Source organism: Xanthomonas sp. 10-10, from assembly GCF_040182365.1.
Classification (GTDB): Bacteria; Pseudomonadota; Gammaproteobacteria; order Xanthomonadales; family Xanthomonadaceae; genus Xanthomonas; species Xanthomonas arboricola_F.
This window is the reverse complement of sequence record NZ_CP144460.1, coordinates 1,278,101-1,295,340: the sequence shown is the minus strand read 5'-3', so window position 1 is coordinate 1,295,340 and position 17,240 is coordinate 1,278,101. Positions and strand designations below refer to the sequence as shown.

The following is a 17,240-nucleotide window of genomic DNA, read 5'->3' as shown; positions in this document are numbered from 1 at the left end:
AACCGGGCCGTAAAATGGGGCCCTGAATGGCCGCCAGCTTATCGCAAGCAACTGAACAATGACGTTGTGGGTGCTCGGACTGAATCACCAGACCGCACCTGTGGACCTGCGCGAACGCGCGGCGTTCGCAGGTGACGCGCTGCCGCGCGCGCTCGAATCGTTGCGCGCCTTGCCGCAGGTACGCGAGGCCGCGCTGCTGTCGACCTGCAACCGCACCGAGCTGTACGCGATGGCCGACGATGCGCAGACGCTGGCCGGCTGGCTGGACGCGCATGCGCCGGGACTGAGCGGCTATCTGTACCAGCATCAGGACGCCGACGCGGTGCGTCATCTGTTCCGGGTCGCCACCGGGCTGGACTCGATGGTGCTGGGCGAGCCGCAGATCTTGGGCCAGGTCAAGGACGCCTGGGCGGTGGCGCGCGCGCACGGCGCGCTGGGCAGCGGGCTGGATCGGCTGTTCCAGCAGACCTTTTCGGTGGCCAAGCGTGCGCGCACCGATACCCGTGTCGGCGCCAACCCGGTGTCGGTGGCCTCCACCGCGGTGCGGCTGGCGCAGGAATCCTTTGCGCGGCTCAACGAATCGACCGTATTGCTGATCGGCGCCGGCGAAACCATCGAGCTGGCCGCCAAGCATCTGAGCGAAGGCCGCGTGCGCCGGTTGCTGATCGCCAATCGCACCCTGGCGCATGCGCAGACACTGGCAAGCCAGCACGGCGGCTATGCCTTGCCGCTGACCGATCTGGAACGCCATCTGGCCGAGGCCGATGTGGTGTTCTCGGCCACCGCCGCGCGCGAGCCGATCGTGACGCGGGCGCAGGTGGAACAGGCGCTGCGCGCGCGCAAACGCAAGCCGATGCTGTTGTTCGACCTGGCTGTGCCGCGCGATATCGAAGCCTCGGTGGCGACACTGGGTGATGCCTATCTGTACACCGTGGACGATCTGGAGCGCGCGGTGGAAGACAACCGCCGCAGCCGCCGCGAAGCCGCAGACCAGGCCGAGGCCATCATCGACCTGCAGGTGGCGCGCTATGTCGAGACCGTGCAGGCCAACGCACGCCAGGCACCGCTCAAGCGGCTGCGTGCATTCGGCGACAGCACCCGCGACGAACTGCTGGCCAAGGCACGCCAGCAATTGAGCAACGGCAAGCCGGCCGACGAGGTGCTGGAGCAGCTGGCGCATGCGCTGACCAATCGGCTGCTGCATCCGCCCACCGCCGCGCTGCGCGAGGCCGCGCTCAGCAACGACCTGGAATTGACCAGCGCGGCCGACCGGCTTTTCCCGGAAAAACCCGGTTACCAACATCCCCCTGTAGCTACCCCGATCGTGAGGACTGATGACGCCGACCCTGCGCCGTAAGCTCGAAGCGCTGGCCGAGCGCCGCGAAGAACTGCAGCACCTGTTGTCCGACCCGGACGTGGTGAGCAACAACGACAGGTTTCGCACACTGTCGCGCGAACTGTCGCAACTGGAGCCGGTGGCGGTGGCGCTGGAAGACGAGGCGCGCGCCAAAGCCGATCTGAGCGCGGCCGAAGCCATGCGCAACGACCCGGAAATGCGCGAGCTGGCCGAAGAGGAAATCGCCGCCGCACAGGCACGCCTGGACGAACTGGATGCGCAGCTGGCGTTGCTGCTGGTGCCGCGCGACCCGCGCGACGACGGCAACCTGTTTCTGGAAGTGCGCGCCGGCACCGGCGGGGACGAGGCGGCGATCTTCGCCGGCGACCTGTTTCGCATGTATGCCCGCTATGCCGAGCGCCAGGGCTGGAAGGTCGAGATCGAATCCGACAGCCCCGGCGAGCACGGCGGCTACAAGGAAGTGGTGGCACGGGTGGTCGGGCGCGGCGCGTATTCGCGCCTGAAGTTCGAATCCGGCACCCACCGCGTGCAGCGCGTGCCGGCGACCGAATCGCAGGGCCGCATCCACACCTCGGCGGCGACGGTGGCGATCATTCCCGAGGCCGACGACGTGGAAGAGATCGTGATCAACCCGGCGGACCTGAAGGTGGACACCTTCCGCTCCTCCGGCGCCGGCGGACAGCACGTCAACAAGACCGAATCGGCGATCCGCATCACCCACGTGCCCAGCGGCGTGGTGGTGGAATGCCAGACCGAGCGCAGCCAGCACGCCAACCGCGACAAGGCGATGAAGCGGCTGAAGGCGCAACTGGTGGAAGCCGAACGCAGCAAGGCCGCCGCGGCCGAAGCGCAGACGCGCAAGTTGCAGGTCGGCAGCGGCGACCGCAGCCAGCGCATCCGTACCTACAGCTTCCCGCAGGGCCGCATCACCGACCACCGCGTGGAAGGCCTGACCTTGTACGACCTGCCCAACATCATCGAAGGCGATCTGGATGCACTGATCGCACGCCTGCTGCACGAGCATCAGGCCGACGAACTGGCACGGTTGAGCGACAGCCCGTGAGTGCGCAGGTCCCGCGCGAGCTGCTGCAGCTGCGCGAGGCGGTGCGGCGCCAGCCGGGCGATTTCATTGCGTGGTTGATGCTGGCCGATGCCGAACTCGGCATGGGCGGCATCGCCGCCGGCGAGTTGGCCGTGCAACGCGCATTGGCGTTGCATCCGGGCCACCCGGAAGCGATCGCGCGGCTTGGCCGCGTGCGCTGGGCGCAACAGCGGCATACAGAGGCCTCGCGTTTGCTGCAGCAGGCATCGGACCTGGTGCCACAGCATCCGGGCATTGCGCTATGGCTGGGCCATGCCTTGGAAGACGCCGATCAGCCGGAGCAGGCGGCGGCAGCCTACACACGCGCGCATCAGCTGCTGCCCGACGAGCCGTACATCGCCGCGCAGCTGCTCAACTGGCGCCGTCGTTTATGCGACTGGCGCGATCTGGATGCCTTGGCCGCGCAGGTGCGCAACGCCGTGGCGCACGGCACAGCGGCGGTGGAGCCGTTCGCGTTCCTGAGCGAGGACGCCACTGCGGCCGAGCAACTGGCCTGTGCGCGAACGCGTGCGCAGGCGATCGCCTCAAGCCTGCAACCACTGTCGCCGATCGAGGTACGCAGCCGCGGTGCGTTGCGCGTAGGCCTGGTGTCCAATGGCTTCGGCGCGCATCCCACGGGGCTGTTGACGGTGGCGTTGTTCGAGGCATTGCAGCAACGCCAACCGGCGCTGCAGTTGCACCTGTTTGCGACCAGCCAGGACGACGGCAGCGCGATTCGCGCGCGCCTGGCTCAGGCCACCACGCTGCACGATGTCACCGCGCTCGGGCACCTGGCCACCGCGCAGCATATCCGCGCGCAGGGGATCGATGTGTTGTTCGATCTGCGCGGCTGGGGGGGGGGCGGGCGCCCGGAAGTGTTCGCCCTGCGGCCGGCGCCGGTGCAGATCAATTGGCTGGCATACCCGGGCACCTCCGGTGCGCCCTGGATGGATTACGTGCTGGGCGATGCATTCGTATTGCCGCCGTCGCTGGCGCCGTTCTACAACGAGCAGGTGCTGCGCTTGAACCGCGTGTTTCAGCCGTCGGACATCACGCGCACGCTTGGCGAGCCGCCATCGCGCACCGCGTGCGGCTTGCCTGCGCATGGCGTGGTGTTTTGCTGCTTCAACAACAGCTACAAACTCAACCCGCGCAGCATGGCGCGCATGCTGGCAGTCTTGCGTGCGGTGCCCGGCAGTGTGCTGTGGCTGTTGTCGGGGCCGGGCCAGGCCGATGCGCGCTTGCGTGCGGCAGCACAGGCGCGGGGCGTGGATGCGCAGCGCCTGGTCTTCATGCCGAAGTTGCCCCACCCGCAGTATCTGGCACGTTACCGGCACGCCGATCTGTTTCTGGATACGCATCCGTACAACGCGCATACCACCGCCTCCGATGCGTTGTGGGCGGGTTGCCCGGTGCTGACCACGCCCGGCGAGACCTTTGCCGCACGGGTGGCGGGCAGCCTCAACCAGCACCTGGGGCTGGATGAAATGAATGTGGCCGACGACGCCGCGTTTGTGGCCAAGGCGGTGGCGTTGGCGGGTGATCCAGCCGCGTTGAGTACGTTGCGTGCGCGGGTGGCGGAGCGTCGGCGCGAGTCGGGCGTGTTCGATATGGATGGGTTTGCCGACGGGTTCGCGGACCTGATGCAAGCACTCGCGCGCCAACATGGTTGGTCAGGTAACTAGCGGCCTGCTTGCCTTTCCAAAGTAGATGGCTGTCTTTTGCTCCCCACCCCAACTCCCGCTCCGTGCCCCGGCACGCGCTTGCGGCGCGGGCGCTCCAAGGCACGCGCGCCCAGCTGTGCCTCCTCGCCCCTGCGGGAGAGGTGCTTGAAAGCGTCATTGAATTTCTTCGAGACGTTTTCAGGCCATGGAAACAACGTGCAGAGCGGCAGCGTGGCCGGGGATTGGCGGAGAGCGGCACACGGATGTGCCGCGGCGGCGCGTCAGGCAGGATGTCTGCCGCGCCGAGGAGCCAATCCCCGGCCGCGCTGTCGCCCGGACCGAAGCGAGTACCGACAGGCATCTTGCTTCGCCGTACCTTCACCCCAACCCATCTCCCGGCGGGAGAGGGGCTTCAAGCGGCGCTTCATTAGCTTGTTCAAGCTTTTCAGGTCATGGAAATAACGCGCCGAGCGGCAGCGTGGCCGGGGATTGGCGGAGAGCGGCACACGGATGTGCCGCGGCGGCGCGTCAGACAGGATGTCTGCCGAGCCGAGGAGCCGATCCCCGGCCGCGCTGCCGCCCTGACCGAAGCCAGTAGCGGAGTTGTGCGGCTTCACACCGTGGTGCTGTACCCGGTCGTTCCGGATCGCTAGGCTTGGGCCATGCCTTCCAATCTCGACTTCATTCCCTTGCACCTGTGCGTGCTGACGGTATCCGACAGCCGCACGCTGGCCGATGACCGCTCCGGCGACTATCTGGTTGATGCCCTCACCCATGAAGGTCATGTGCTGTACGACCGCGCGCTATGCCCTGACGACCGTTACCGCATGCGCGCGATCGTTTCTGCATGGATTGCCGATGCGCAGGTGGACGGCATCCTGGTCACCGGCGGTACCGGCTTCACGGGCCGCGACAGCACGCCGGAGGCGATCACGCCGTTGCTGGACAAGATCATGCCGGGCTTCGGCGAGATGTTCCGGGCTATCAGCGTGGAAGAAATCGGCACGTCTTCGCTGCAATCGCGTGCGTTTGCGGGCCTGGCCAACCACAGCTTCGTGTTCTGCCTGCCCGGCTCCACCTCGGCCTGCCGCACGGCTTGGGAAAAGATCGTGCGGGCGCAGCTGGATGCGCGTACCAAGCCCTGCAATCTGGCGACACTGCGTCCACGGCTGGGCGAATAGCCTGCGCGCTCGATCGCCGAACGGAACGCGCATGTCGCACCTGAAACGCAAGGCCTACAAGAAGCTGCTGGCACCGTTGCAGCTGGAACTGGTCAACATGGCGCGCTGGCTGCGGCATACCAACCAGCGCGCACTGGTGCTGGTGGAGGGCCGCGACACCGCCGGCAAGGGCGGCGTGATCCAGGCCATCGCCAGCCATCTGAATCCGCGCCAGTGCCGGGTGGTGGCGTTGCCGACACCCAACGACCGCGAAGGCACGCAATGGTATTTCCAGCGCTATGTGGCGCATCTGCCGGCGGCCGGCGAATTGGTGCTGATGGACCGCAGCTGGTACAACCGCGCCGGCGTGGAACGGGTGATGGGCTATTGCACCGACGCGCAGTACGAAGCGTTTCTGGAGCAGGCGCCACGCTTCGAACAACTGCTGGTCGACGACGGCATTCTGCTGTTCAAGTACTGGCTGTGCGTGGATCAGGCCGAGCAGGAACAGCGCTTTGCCGAACGCCAGGAAGATCCGCTCAAGGGCTGGAAGTTGTCGCCGGTGGACCTGCAGTCACGCAGCAAGTACGAGGACTACACCGCAGCACGCGAGCGCATGCTCGAAGCGACACACACGCCGGACGCACCGTGGACGCTGGTGGATTTCAACGACCAGAAGCGGGGCCGGCTGAGCCTGATCCGCAACCTGCTGGATCGGCTCCCGGACACCGCGGTGCCCGATGACACGTTGCAGCTGCCACCGCTGGATGGCAAGCCGCACAAGGAGCGCTACGGCATACTGGAACCGATCGACGATTACGCCGGCCAGTCCTGAGAGACCTCGTCGCTGGCCGTGGTGGCGCGCGGCAGTGGATGCAGGCCGGCCCGACGTTCGGCCTGCTCGGCCTGCACCACCAGCTGGCTCAGGCGCTGACTGAACAGCTGCATGAAACCGCGGTGCAGCGGGCGCATGGCTTCCATGTAGTCCACATCGTCGGCCTGCGCGCCGAGCGGGCTGCAGGACGACAGCAGCACTTCGTCCAGGCGCAGGGCGCTGTCGGGCAGGCGCACCAGCGCAGCGCGACGCAACCAGTCGCGCATGCCTTCGCGGTATTCGGCGGCCAGGATGTAGGCCACTTCGACCTGGTCCAGGTCCACGTCCGGGTTCCATGCCAGCACCTGGATCACCTGCGAGCGCTCGTCGAGCATGCGGCCTTCGGCGACCAATGCATGCAATTGCTGCAGCAGCCGCCACTGCACGCCGGCCGCATCACGTTGCGCGGCCGGCATCGCTTCGATGGCCAAGGCCAGGCGGCGCGCGAACAGCGCCGGCACGTCGGCCAGGACGATCGGGCCTGCATCGGCACCCAACAGGAAGCGCTCGGTGCGCAGCGCAGCGGTGTCGGGCAGGTAGCCGTCCTGCAGCGGGCGCATCACGCCGTGATCGAGCAGCGACAGCACCACGTCGAGCCAGTAGCGACGCTCCTGCTGCAGCGTGCGGTTGACCGACGCGTTCTGCCAGGCGCTGCGTACTTCGTCCAGGCGTGCGATGCAGGCCTGGGCATCCATCGCATCCCACGGCGCACGGGTGGCATCGTTGGGGTCGAAGGTTTCGGCGCTGAGCATGCCGGCGCCGAAGCGGTGCCAGGCAGCGCCACGCTGGGTGTCGGCCGGGTCGAGGCGGGGCGCGACCACTGCGGCCGGAGCCGCCGGGCGCAGCAACGCCGCATAGGCATCGGTCCACGATTCTGGCAGGCGTGCCGACATCGGGTAGGTTGCCGATGGCTGCGCCAGACCCTGCCGCGCCAGACGCAGGCTCCATGCCACCGCGCCGATCACGATGCCGACAAACGTCCACGCCAGCAGCCAGCTGGTAGCCGCCTGCTCGGGTTGCAGGACGCGAGTGGACGGCTGCACGAACAGCAACCAGCCACTGCCCAGCAGCGCGCCGAGATACAGCCAGGGTCCGAACTGCGTCAGCTGGCGATTGCGGCGAGATGCCGCCAGTTCGTGCCCGTCGTTGTGATCTTGAGATGGAGCGGCCATTACATTCCCCTGAACGCCTGATCGCGTTGAGAAGGTTATCGGCGAGGCAACGCAACTCTTTTGCCCCGCCATGGCGGCACGCACTCAGCCAGTTACAAATTCTTCAGTCGGCGGAATGGCGCACGCCGTGCGCGTCACCGACGTCACCTGCGCCGCTGCCGGGCCCTGCCATAGCCACGCTTCCAGCACCTCCAGCGCGGCCTCACTGCCGGCGGCGACCACCTCCACGCTGCCGTCCGGCTGGTTGCGCGCATGCCCGTGCAGGCCCAGCGCCAGCGCGCGCTCGCGGGTGGAGCCGCGGTACCACACGCCCTGCACTCTCCCGCTGACCACGAAGCGCGCCGCCTGCATCATCCCGCCTTGCCGGTGATGCCGACTGCCGCTTCGATGTCGTGTGCGGTGACCGGGCCGAGGAACTGCTTGGCCACCTTGCCGTCCGGGCCGATCAGATAGGTCATCGGCAGGCCGCGCGGGGTGGCGAAGTCCTGCGGCGGCTGATACGGGTCCAGGATCGCCACCGGGTAGGACACCGGGTGATCCTTCAAAAACGCCTGCATGTCGGCGGCGGTGATGTCTTCATAGGCCAGGCCAACCACTTCGACGCTGTCGCGCATGGTGTGCAGTGCCGACAGCTCCGGCATTTCCTTCAGGCAAGGCGCGCACCAGGTCGCCCAGAAGTTGACCACCACCCACTTGCCGCGATGCGCAGCCAGGTCGTAGGTCTCGCCCGACACCGTCGGCAGCGACAGCTTGGGCATGTCGGCGGTCTGCTGCACCACCGAGGTGTGGGCTGCACCTGCCGGGTCGGCGGCGGGTTCAGAGGTCTGGGGGGCCGTGGCAGGCGCAGCCGTCGAATCGGCCGCAGCAGGGGTGCCCTGCCCGGTGGGCTTGCAGGCGGTCAGTAGCAGCAACGGCAACAGCAGCGCGCACGCGCCGCGCACAAGGCGCATCGTCATGGAGGGTCTCCGGGGAGGTGGGTGTAGAGGTCGCCGACCGGTTGCGCCAGCACGCCGCGCAACGGTTGACGCAATTGTTCCAGCGCGGCGGCGGCGGCCTGGCCGTAGGCATCGTCGCGGCATGGCAGCGGGCGGTCTTCGATCGGCACGCGCAGCTGGCAGTTTTCGTAGAGTTCGGCCAATGGCACCACATCCAGGTCGCGCGCCAGCAGCCATTGGCCGCGCTCGTCGCGCCGCAGCAGGCGGATGCGTTTGAGCTCGCACAACAGCTCCTGCATCAGCGTGTCGGTGAGCATCGGCTCCAGCGCAAGAATGCGGTCCTCGTCCAGGCCGTTGCCGTGGATGCGCGCCTGCCGGAACCGGCCGAGCAGACGCAGCAGGCCGTAGATTTCGAAACCCGGTGGCAGGCGCATGGCTTCGGGCTGATAGCGAAACGCCGACATCGACGACGCCAGCGACGCGCCCAGCAGCACCGACACCCAGCTCAGATAGATCCACAGCAGCAGGATCGGCAGCGCCGACAGCGCGCCGTAGATGCGCTGATAGGTCTGGAAATTTCCCAGGTAGAAGCCGAAGCCCCATTTGACGATTTCCATCAGGATCACCGCCAGCAGCGCGCCCGGCAGCGCGTGCCGCAGCCGTACCGCATGCTGCGGCACCACGCGGTAGATCAGCACGATGCAGACGAACTCCACCGCCATCGGCGCCAGCCGCCAGGAAAATTCGGCCAGCCATTGGCCTTCGGTGGTGCGGAACAGCGGCAGCGCGAACACATACGCAGCCATCGCCATCGAGGCGGCGGCGAGCATCGTGCCCAGGGTGAGCACCGTCCAGTAAATCAAAAAACGCGTCACCTTGGGCCGGGCGGCTGCCACCCGCCAGATGCTGTTGAAGGTCTGCTCGATGCTGTGCAGGGTGATCAGTAGCGAAGCCACCAGCGCCACCATGCCGGCGACGGTGAACTTACCAAGATCTTCCAGCGAGCGGTTGAGATAGTTCTGGACCGAGCGCGCGGCGCCGGGCACGAAGTTGTTGAAGATGAAGTCGGTGAGCGCGTCCTTCCACTCGTTGAATGCGGGAAACGCCGACAACACGCCGAACACCACGATGGCCAGCGGTACCAGCGCGAAGACCGTGGTGTAGGCCAACGAGGCCGCTGCCTGGAACAGGCGGTCGTCCAGAAAGCGACGCCACAGAAAGCGCCCGAAGCTCACCGTCCGCGCGCGATCGCGCAGACGCTCTTTCCATTGGTGGAGTTTGTTCACACGCGACATCGCGCAAGGGTACCCGATGCGCCGTCATCACGGCCTTGCCGCACCTGCGGCGTGCAGGCAGGCGGTGGCATGGCCGATACTGCGGCAACTCAACAGGCGGCAGAGGCACGATGGCGGAGATTCTGGTGCTGTATTACAGCCGTGGCGGCTCGGTGGCGCGGCTGGCGCGGCAGATCGCGCGCGGCATCGGCGAGGTGCCGGGCATGAGCGCGCGGCTGCGCACGGTGCCGCCGGTGGCTGCGGTCACCCAGACCAGCGCCCCGCCGGTGCCGGACGAAGGCGCGCCGTATGTGGATCGGGCCGATCTGGCCGAATGCAGCGGCCTGCTGCTGGGCAGCCCGACCCGCTTCGGCAATATGGCCGCACCGATGAAGCACTTCCTCGACAGCCTGGGCGCCGAGTGGGCCACCGGCACCCTCGCGGGCAAGCCGGCAGGCGTGTTCACCTCCACCGCCTCGATGCATGGCGGCCAGGAATCGACCTTGCTGTCGATGCATCTGCCGCTGCTGCACCACGGCTGCCTGATCGTGGGCATCCCGTTCACCGAGGCCGCACTCAGCCACACCACCAGCGGCGGCACGCCGTATGGCGCCAGCCATGTCTCCGGCGCTGGTGGCGACCCACAGCCGAGCGAGGACGAAGCCCTGCTGGCGCGCGCATTGGGGCGGCGGGTGGCCGATGTCGCGCGGCGGCTGGCACCTCCGTGAGCGTGCGCGCCATGCATTGGCTGCTGACCGCGGCGCTGCTGGCGCTGGCGGCGTTGTTCGCGGTCTGGTTTCACGACGACCCGCGCCCGCTCGCCGCGCTCATCGTGTTCGTGCTGCCGGCAGCGCTGACCGGCGTGCTGGCGGTGCGCAGCGCGCGTGCGCGTTTCTGGGCCGGCGTGTTCGCGCTGGGCTGGTTCAGCCACGGCGTGATGGCGGCCTGGAGCCAGCCCCAGGCCCGCGGACTGGCCTGGCTGGAATTGCTGCTCGCGCTGGCCGTGGTGGCCCTGGTGGGTGGCCCCGGGATGGCGGCGCGCTTCGGCCGCACTCGCCCTCAACGTTGACCCAGCTTGGGCAGCGCACGCGCCGGGGTCGTATCATGACGGCCCTCGCGCGGCCTGCACCGCGCACGTTTGAAGGATTGGCAGCAATGGAAGACCTCCTGATCGTCACCACCGGTGGCACGATCGACAAGATCTACTTCGACGACAAATCCGACTACCAGATCGGCGACCCGCAGATCGGCCAGATTCTCAAGGAACTGGGCGTGACCTTCCGCTTTTCGGTGATTCCGATCATCCGCAAGGATTCGTTGCACATCACCGAGGCCGATCGCGAGCTGATCCGCGCCACCATCGCCGCCCAGCCGACCCGCCACGTGCTCATCACCCACGGCACCGACTCGATGGTGGAAACCGGCAAGGTGCTGCAGTCGATCGCCGACAAGACCATCGTGATGACCGGCGCGCTCAATCCGGCGCGGTTCCGCGGCTCGGATGCCGAGTTCAATATCGGCTGCGCGGTCGGCGCGGTGCAGTCGCTGCCGGCCGGCGTGTACATCGCCATGAACGGACGCATCTGGAATCCCGAGAAAGTGCGCAAGAACGTCGCAGCCAACCGCTTCGAACCGGTCTGAGGCCATGAGCAAGGCCACCCGCGCGACCAAGGCATTGGACGCTGCAGGCGTGGCCTACGCGCTACACCCCTACGACTATCAACACGATGCAGACGCCAAAGGCCTGCAGGCGGCAAACGCGCTTGGGCTGGCACCGCAGACGGTGCTGAAGACCTTGATGGCCTGGGTCGACGACCTGGCCGTGTGTGCGGTCATTCCCTGCGACCGGCGCCTGTCGCTGAAGAAACTGGCCAGCGCGTGCGGCGGAAAGTCCGCACGCATGATGGACGTGGCCGATGCACAACGCCGCACCGGCTACAAGGTGGGCGGTATCAGCCCGCTCGGTCAGCAACGGCAGACGCCGGTGCTGATCGAAGCCACGGCGCTGGACGCACCGGCGCTGTGGATCAACGCCGGCCAGCGCGGGTTGCTGCTGGAATTGCCCGGCGCACAGCTGCTGCAGGCACTCAGTGCGCGGGCCTGCGCACTGTGCGACTGAGCCGCGGCGGCATCACCGCCGCCACCCTGCTCAGTACGCCGCCGTGACGCTGACGCCTGAAAACGCCAATGTCGCCTTCAACCGCACGTAGTACGTACCGGCCGCCGGTGCGTTGACTGTGCAGCTGTCGGCATTGCCGGGCAGCAGGCTGCGGCAGCTGTAGGCGGTATCGGTCGGCAATGCACCTGCGCGTAGCGACAGATCGGCATTGCCGCTGCCACCGTTGAGCGTCACCTTCAGCGTGCGCGTGCCGGCCGGCACGTTGATCTGGTAATACAGCACATCCGACTGCGCCGCACTCAAGCCGGTACGCGCCACATTCCGGGCAAGGGTGGTCGACTCGATCACCGCAGCAACCGCGCCATCGGCATTGACCAGGCCCGCACCGCAGCCCTGCGTACAGGCAACCGGCAACGGCCGGGCGCTGCTCTTGAGCAGGGCTTTCACCGTGGCCGGCGTCAGCGGATTCAGCGCCACCGATTGCATCAACGCCACCACACCGGCCACATGCGGTGCAGCCATCGAGGTACCGCTGTACGACGCATACGCCGCATTCCCCGGCACCGTGGTGCCGCTGTTGAGCGTGGAGACGATGGCCTGTCCCGGCGCCGCGATATCCACGCCCTTGCCGAAGTTGGAGAAGCTGGCCTTGGCGCCCGCCGAGGTGGTGGCCGCCACTGCGATCACGTTCGGGCAATTGGCCGGCACGCTGGTGGACACATCCATATTGCTGTTGCCCGCCGCCACCACCACCGAACTGCCACGTGTCACCGCAGCGGCGATGGCATTACTCATCGTTGCCGAGCAACTGCCGTAGCCGCCCAGCGACAGGTTGATCACCGTGGCAGGATTCGGGTTGGCCGGCACACCGTTGACCTTTCCGCCAGAGGCCCAGACGATCGCATCGGCGATGTCGGACATGTAACCGCCGCAGCGGCCAAGCACGCGCAGCGGCAGCACCCTGGCATTGAACGCGGTACCGACCACGCCGACCGCATTGTTGCCGACCGCCGCCACGATGCCGGCCACATGCGTGCCATGCCAGCTGGAGCTGGACGCGGACGCACCCGGCCCGCACTCGTTGGCGGCGGTCCAGTCGCCCTGGTCGGCGGCACTGGCATCGCGCGCATTGCCATCGCGCGCCGTCGCCGGGTCGATGATGAAGTCGTAGCCGGGCAGGACATTGGCGTCCAGATCCGGATGCTTGGTGATGCCGGTATCGATCACCGCCACCACGATGCCCTTACCGGTGGTGCGATCCCACGCCGGTCGGATATTCATGCTGGCGGCGGTGGCGCCCATCGCCCATTGCTGCGGCACGCCCGGATCGTTGGGCACCAGCAAGGGGCGCATCAACACGTCCACTTCCACGCGCTTGACGGCCGGGTCGGCGGCAAGGCGCCGCATCAGGCTTTCTGCGTCCACGCGGTCCAGTTTGCGATCGGCCACCAACAGCATCGGGCCCGTGCTGAGCCGGCGAGTGGCCGACAAGCCCAACGCGCGTCCGCGCTTTGCAGGCACGGCGCTGGCGATATCGCGCCATGGCGCAGACAAGCCGGTCGCACGGCTGCTGCCGACGCGGTCCTTGTAGCTGACGATGAAACGTTGATGGGTGGAGCTGGACGCCAGCCCTTGCAGGCTGACCTCGCCAGCAGTGGCATAAAACGTGCAGGACAACGCGCAGACCAAGACAGCGTGGCGCAGCGCACCAAGCGAGACATGCGACATGGATCAACCCTCCCCAAGGCGTTGAACGTTCGGAAGACAACGCGCTGACGCCCTCTGCGACGCGCACTGCCTGATCGTGGGGCGGTTGCACACGGCCATGCCTCACGTGGGCTGGCTATCGGCGTGCCATCTGCATGGCTGAAGCGGCCGGACGGCAGTGCCATGCGCTTTGTTCAGCCATTGCCGCCGCCGGTTGGCCAACGCCCAGGCGTGGCCGAGGCCCAAACGCACACTGCCCCGCCGAAGCGGGGCAGTGCAGGTTTCAAAACACCGACAGCGACGTCGGGGCTGGCCCGACGTCGATGCCGGCGGTCAGGCCGGCATCGCGCATGGCCTTCGCCTTACGGGGTCTGGCTGACCGCGCCCGCCGCATTGACGATGCCGGCGCCGCAGCCGCCCGAGCAGGTGCCCGGCAACGGACGCGCGGTGTTCTTCAGCAGGGTTTCCACTGCCGCGGGCGTCAGCGGACGGCTGGCTGCCGACTGCACCAGCGCCACCACGCCTGCCACATGCGGGGCCGCCATCGAGGTGCCGTTGTAGGACGCGTAGCTGGCGCTGCCCGGCGTGGTGGTGCCGCTGTTCAAGGTCGACAGGATCGCCGAGCCAGGGCCGGAGATGTCGATGGTGCTGCCGAAGTTGGAGAAGCTCGAACGCGCGCCGGCCGAGGTGATCGACGCCACCGAGATCACGTTGGCGCAGCTGGCCGGGGTGAAGTTGGCCACGTTGGCGTTGCTGTTGCCAGCCGCCACCACCACCGTGGTGCCGCGCGACACCGCGCCGTTGATGGCGTTCTGGTAGGTGCTGGAACAGGTGCCACTGCCGCCCAGCGACATGTTGATCACCTCGGCCGGGTTGGCATTGGCCGGCACGCCCGAGACCGTGCCGCCGGAAGCCCAGACGATGGCATCGGCGATGTCGGAGGTGGTGCCGCCGCACAGGCCCAGGGCGCGGATCGGCACGACGCGCGCATTGAACGCGGTCCCGGCCACACCGGTGCCGTTGTTGGTGACCGCGGCAATGGTGCCGGCCACATGGGTGCCGTGCCAGCTGGAATTGGCGGCCGGCACGCCGGACCCGCACTGATTGGCAGCACGCCAGTCGCCCTGGTCGGCCGGATTGTTGTCGCGGCCATTGTTGTCGCGCGCACGCGCCGCGTCGCTGATGAAGTCGTAGCCCGGCAGCACGTTCGCATTGAGGTCTGGGTGGCTGGTGATGCCGGTGTCGATCACTGCCACCACCACGCCGGTGCCGGTGGCGGTGTCCCAGGCCGGGCGCACGTTGATGCTGGAAGCGGTGGTACCGAAGCCCCATTGCTCGGACAGCCGCGTGTCGTTCGGGGTCAGGGTCGGATACATGATCTGGTCGACTTCCACGTAGTCCACGCTCGGGTCGGCAGCGATGCGGCGCATCAGCGTTTCGGCCTCCGCACGGTCCAGGCCACGGCTGGCCTTGAGCACTTCCGACCCCAGCGCGGTGCGGCGCACGTGGCTCAGGCCCAGCGCGCGACCGGCGCGGGCCGGCACTGCGGTGGCGACGGAATTGAGCGATGCGCGCATCGACGTCGGGCTCACTGCCGGGCTGCTGCCGTCCTTGTACTTGACGATGAAGCGGTCCAGCGTGGGCTGCGATTCCAGGCCGGACAGGTTGACCTGACCGGCAAACGCCGGCACGGCCAGCAGGGAGGTCAGCGCGGAAACACCCAGCACCACCAGTGCGCGTGCAGGTGCACGACGTTGCGACACATTGGACATCGATCGTTCCTCAGTTTTTTATGAAGTGCCGCGGTTGCGGCGAGATGGCCGCCCTTGCCGCAGACTGCGGATCGGGTCGGAATGGACGGGCACGGGCGCCCGTCGAAACGACTGACCGGTGTCCATTCCGGCCGAGCGGCAATGCCTCGCCAGCGCCTGCCCAAACGGCAGACGTGGACGGACATCGCAGATGGGAGGCAGCGCTAGGCGGCGCTGCCTGGCCAGGCGGCCAGACAGCGCAACAGCGTCGAACGACAGGCTTAGTAGCTGGCGCGCAAGGTCACACCGGAGAACGTGCTGTACGCCTTGACCCGCACGTAATACGTGCCCGAGGGCGCAGTGATGCTGCAGGTTTCGGCATTGCCGCTGCGGTACGGGCGGCAGGTGTAGGTGGTGTCGGTCGGTGCACTGCCGGCGCGCACGTACAGATCCGCATCGCCGGTACCGCCGCTGATCGCCACGGTCAGCGTGCCGCTGCCGGCGGGAACGGCGATGGTGTAGTTCAGCTCCGCACCGCTGGCCGCACCCAGGCCGGTGACGGGCGTGCCGTTGGTCAGCGTATTGCCGGTTCCGCCACCGCCCCCACCGTTGCTGCCGCTGATGGCCGCCGTCACTGCGGCGTCGGCATTGACGATGCCGGCGCCGCAACCGCCGGAACAGGCACCCGGCAACGCGCGTGCGGTGTTCTTGAGCAAGGTCTCGACTGCGGCAGGCGTCAACGCGGTCGGCGCAACCGACTGCACCAGCGCGACCACGCCAGCCACATGCGGGGACGCCATCGAGGTGCCGTTGTAGGACGCGTAGCTGGCACTGCCCGGGGTGGTGGTGCCGCTGTTGAGCGTGGAAAGGATCGCCGAGCCCGGTGCGGACACATCGATACCGGCACCGAAGTTGGAATAGCTGGCCTTGGCACCGGCCGAGGTCGTGGCGGCCACTGCGATCACATTGGCGCAATTGGCCGGCAGCGAGCCGGACACGTTGGCCGAGCTGTTGCCGGCTGCCACCACCACGGTGGTACCGCGCGATACCGCCCCGCTGATCGCGTTCTGCATGGTGGTCGAGCAGGCGCCGCCGCCGCCGAGCGACATGTTGATCACTTCGGCCGGGTTGGCATTGGCCGGCACGCCGCTGACGCTGCCGCCGGAAGACCAGACGATGGCGTCGGCGATATCCGACAGCGAACCGCCGCACTTGCCGAGTACGCGCACCGGCACGACCTTGGCGTTGTAGGCGGTACCGGCCACGCCGGTGCTGTTGTTGGTCACCGCGGCCACCGTGCCGGCGACGTGGGTGCCGTGCCAGCTGGAGTTGGCAGCGGGAATGCCGGTGCCGCATTCGTTGGCGGCATACCAGTCGCCTTCGTCGGCCGGGTTGCTGTCGCGTCCATTGCCATCGCGCGCCGTGGTGGCGTCGCTGATGAAGTCGTAGCCCGGCAGGATGTTGGCATTGAGGTCGGCGTGCGTGGTGATGCCGGTATCGATCACCGCAACCACCACGCCGGTCCCGGTGGCCTTGTCCCAGGCCGGACGGATGTTGAGGCCGGCGTTGGTGGTGCCAAAGCCCCATTGCTCGGACAGCCGGGTGTCGTTGGGCGTCAGCGTGGCATGCAGGATCTGGTCGACTTCCACGCTCTGCACGTTGGGGTCGGCGGCCAGCTGGCGCATCAGGGTTTCGGCTTCGGCGCGGTCCAGCGCGCGGTCGGCCTTGATCAGTTCCGGCCCCAGTGCCAGACGGCGGACGGAGGCCAGGCCCAGCGCCTTGCCGGCCTTGGCCGGCATCGCGCGTGCGGCGGCACGCAACGAACTGCTCAACGCGCTCGGACTGGCCAGCGCAGTGCTGCCGTCCTTGTAGGTCACGATGAATTTCTGATGGGTTTGGGCAGTTGCAAGACCATCCAGGTAGACCTCACCGGCAAACGCAGGCGTCGCCAGCAACAGGGAGGTCAGCGCGGTAGCGCCCAGGACGGTAAGCGTGCGAGGACGCTTGCGGAAAGACTCGTTCGACATCGAATTCCCTTCCAAATCAAAGAGAACCGCCTTGGCGGTGTAATCCGGCACCGCCTGCACAGGTCGGCGCCGAGTCCCCGGCATCGATCCCCTGTTATCGATCCGTTCAGCGAACCTAT

At 67.5% G+C, this 17,240-nt stretch carries 16 protein-coding genes; 9 read left to right on the top strand and 7 right to left on the bottom strand.

The annotated features are described in order from the left end of the window. Positions 1–58: 58 nt before the first annotated feature. The 5 genes from hemA (at position 59) to ppk2 (ending at position 6,097) form a co-directional block, all read left to right on the top strand. Positions 59–1,357, top strand: a complete 1,299-nt coding sequence (gene hemA / locus VZ068_RS05445) for a glutamyl-tRNA reductase (protein ID WP_259168394.1) — start codon at positions 59–61, stop codon at positions 1,355–1,357. Next, a complete protein-coding gene (gene prfA / locus VZ068_RS05440) occupies positions 1,335–2,420 on the top strand; it encodes a peptide chain release factor 1 (RefSeq protein ID WP_259154112.1) in 1,086 nt (361 codons plus the stop codon). Before hemA ends, prfA begins: the two co-directional genes overlap by 23 nt. After that, complete coding sequence (locus VZ068_RS05435; RefSeq protein ID WP_349657125.1) at positions 2,417–4,123, top strand: tetratricopeptide repeat protein; 1,707 nt, start codon at positions 2,417–2,419, stop codon at positions 4,121–4,123. The genes prfA and VZ068_RS05435 overlap by 4 nt, the downstream gene beginning before the upstream one ends. 641 nt (positions 4,124–4,764) lie before the next feature. Next, positions 4,765–5,283, top strand: coding sequence for a molybdenum cofactor biosynthesis protein B (gene moaB / locus VZ068_RS05430; RefSeq protein ID WP_349657124.1), 519 nt, complete (start codon positions 4,765–4,767; stop codon positions 5,281–5,283). Between the two features lie 31 nt (positions 5,284–5,314). Then, positions 5,315–6,097: a polyphosphate kinase 2 gene (gene ppk2, locus VZ068_RS05425; protein WP_349657123.1), complete on the top strand. Its 783-nt coding sequence runs from the start codon at positions 5,315–5,317 to the stop codon at positions 6,095–6,097. Here the strand turns inward: ppk2 and VZ068_RS05420 are convergent. From VZ068_RS05420 to VZ068_RS05405, 4 genes are all read right to left on the bottom strand, one after another. After that, positions 6,079–7,308 (bottom strand): hypothetical protein, encoded by a 1,230-nt coding sequence (locus VZ068_RS05420; RefSeq protein WP_349657122.1) that lies wholly within the window; start codon positions 7,306–7,308, stop codon positions 6,079–6,081. The two genes, ppk2 and VZ068_RS05420, sit on opposite strands and share 19 nt — an antisense overlap. An 84-nt stretch (positions 7,309–7,392) precedes the next feature. Then, positions 7,393–7,659: an acylphosphatase gene (locus tag VZ068_RS05415; protein WP_349657657.1), complete on the bottom strand. Its 267-nt coding sequence runs from the start codon at positions 7,657–7,659 to the stop codon at positions 7,393–7,395. Continuing rightward, on the bottom strand, positions 7,659–8,264 hold the full coding sequence (locus VZ068_RS05410) for a TlpA disulfide reductase family protein (protein WP_349657121.1): 606 nt from the start codon (positions 8,262–8,264) through the stop codon (positions 7,659–7,661). Before VZ068_RS05410 ends, VZ068_RS05415 begins: the two co-directional genes overlap by 1 nt. Beyond that, positions 8,261–9,538: a YihY family inner membrane protein gene (locus VZ068_RS05405; protein ID WP_259154126.1), complete on the bottom strand. Its 1,278-nt coding sequence runs from the start codon at positions 9,536–9,538 to the stop codon at positions 8,261–8,263. Before VZ068_RS05405 ends, VZ068_RS05410 begins: the two co-directional genes overlap by 4 nt. A gap of 110 nt (positions 9,539–9,648) precedes the next feature. Between VZ068_RS05405 and wrbA the strand changes: the two genes are divergently transcribed. From wrbA to ybaK, 4 genes are all read left to right on the top strand, one after another. Then, positions 9,649–10,245, top strand: a complete 597-nt coding sequence (gene wrbA / locus VZ068_RS05400; protein WP_259154128.1) for an NAD(P)H:quinone oxidoreductase — start codon at positions 9,649–9,651, stop codon at positions 10,243–10,245. Then, the gene (locus VZ068_RS05395) at positions 10,242–10,586 is read left to right on the top strand and encodes a DUF2069 domain-containing protein (protein ID WP_349657120.1); all 345 of its coding nucleotides are present in this window, start codon (positions 10,242–10,244) and stop codon (positions 10,584–10,586) included. The genes wrbA and VZ068_RS05395 overlap by 4 nt, the downstream gene beginning before the upstream one ends. Positions 10,587–10,672: 86 nt before the next feature. Continuing rightward, the gene (locus VZ068_RS05390) at positions 10,673–11,158 is read left to right on the top strand and encodes an asparaginase domain-containing protein (protein ID WP_259154139.1); all 486 of its coding nucleotides are present in this window, start codon (positions 10,673–10,675) and stop codon (positions 11,156–11,158) included. A gap of 4 nt (positions 11,159–11,162) precedes the next feature. Next, positions 11,163–11,636, top strand: coding sequence for a Cys-tRNA(Pro) deacylase (ybaK, locus tag VZ068_RS05385; protein WP_259154146.1), 474 nt, complete (start codon positions 11,163–11,165; stop codon positions 11,634–11,636). 30 nt (positions 11,637–11,666) lie between these two features. Here the strand turns inward: ybaK and VZ068_RS05380 are convergent, their stop codons facing one another. The 3 genes from VZ068_RS05380 to VZ068_RS05370 form a co-directional block, all read right to left on the bottom strand. Beyond that, on the bottom strand, positions 11,667–13,364 hold the full coding sequence (locus VZ068_RS05380) for a S8 family peptidase (RefSeq protein WP_349657119.1): 1,698 nt from the start codon (positions 13,362–13,364) through the stop codon (positions 11,667–11,669). A gap of 341 nt (positions 13,365–13,705) precedes the next feature. After that, positions 13,706–15,115, bottom strand: coding sequence for a S8 family peptidase (locus tag VZ068_RS05375; protein ID WP_259154150.1), 1,410 nt, complete (start codon positions 15,113–15,115; stop codon positions 13,706–13,708). 260 nt (positions 15,116–15,375) lie between these two features. Then, the gene (locus VZ068_RS05370; RefSeq protein WP_259168369.1) at positions 15,376–17,121 is read right to left on the bottom strand and encodes a S8 family peptidase; all 1,746 of its coding nucleotides are present in this window, start codon (positions 17,119–17,121) and stop codon (positions 15,376–15,378) included. Positions 17,122–17,240: the final 119 nt, after the last annotated feature.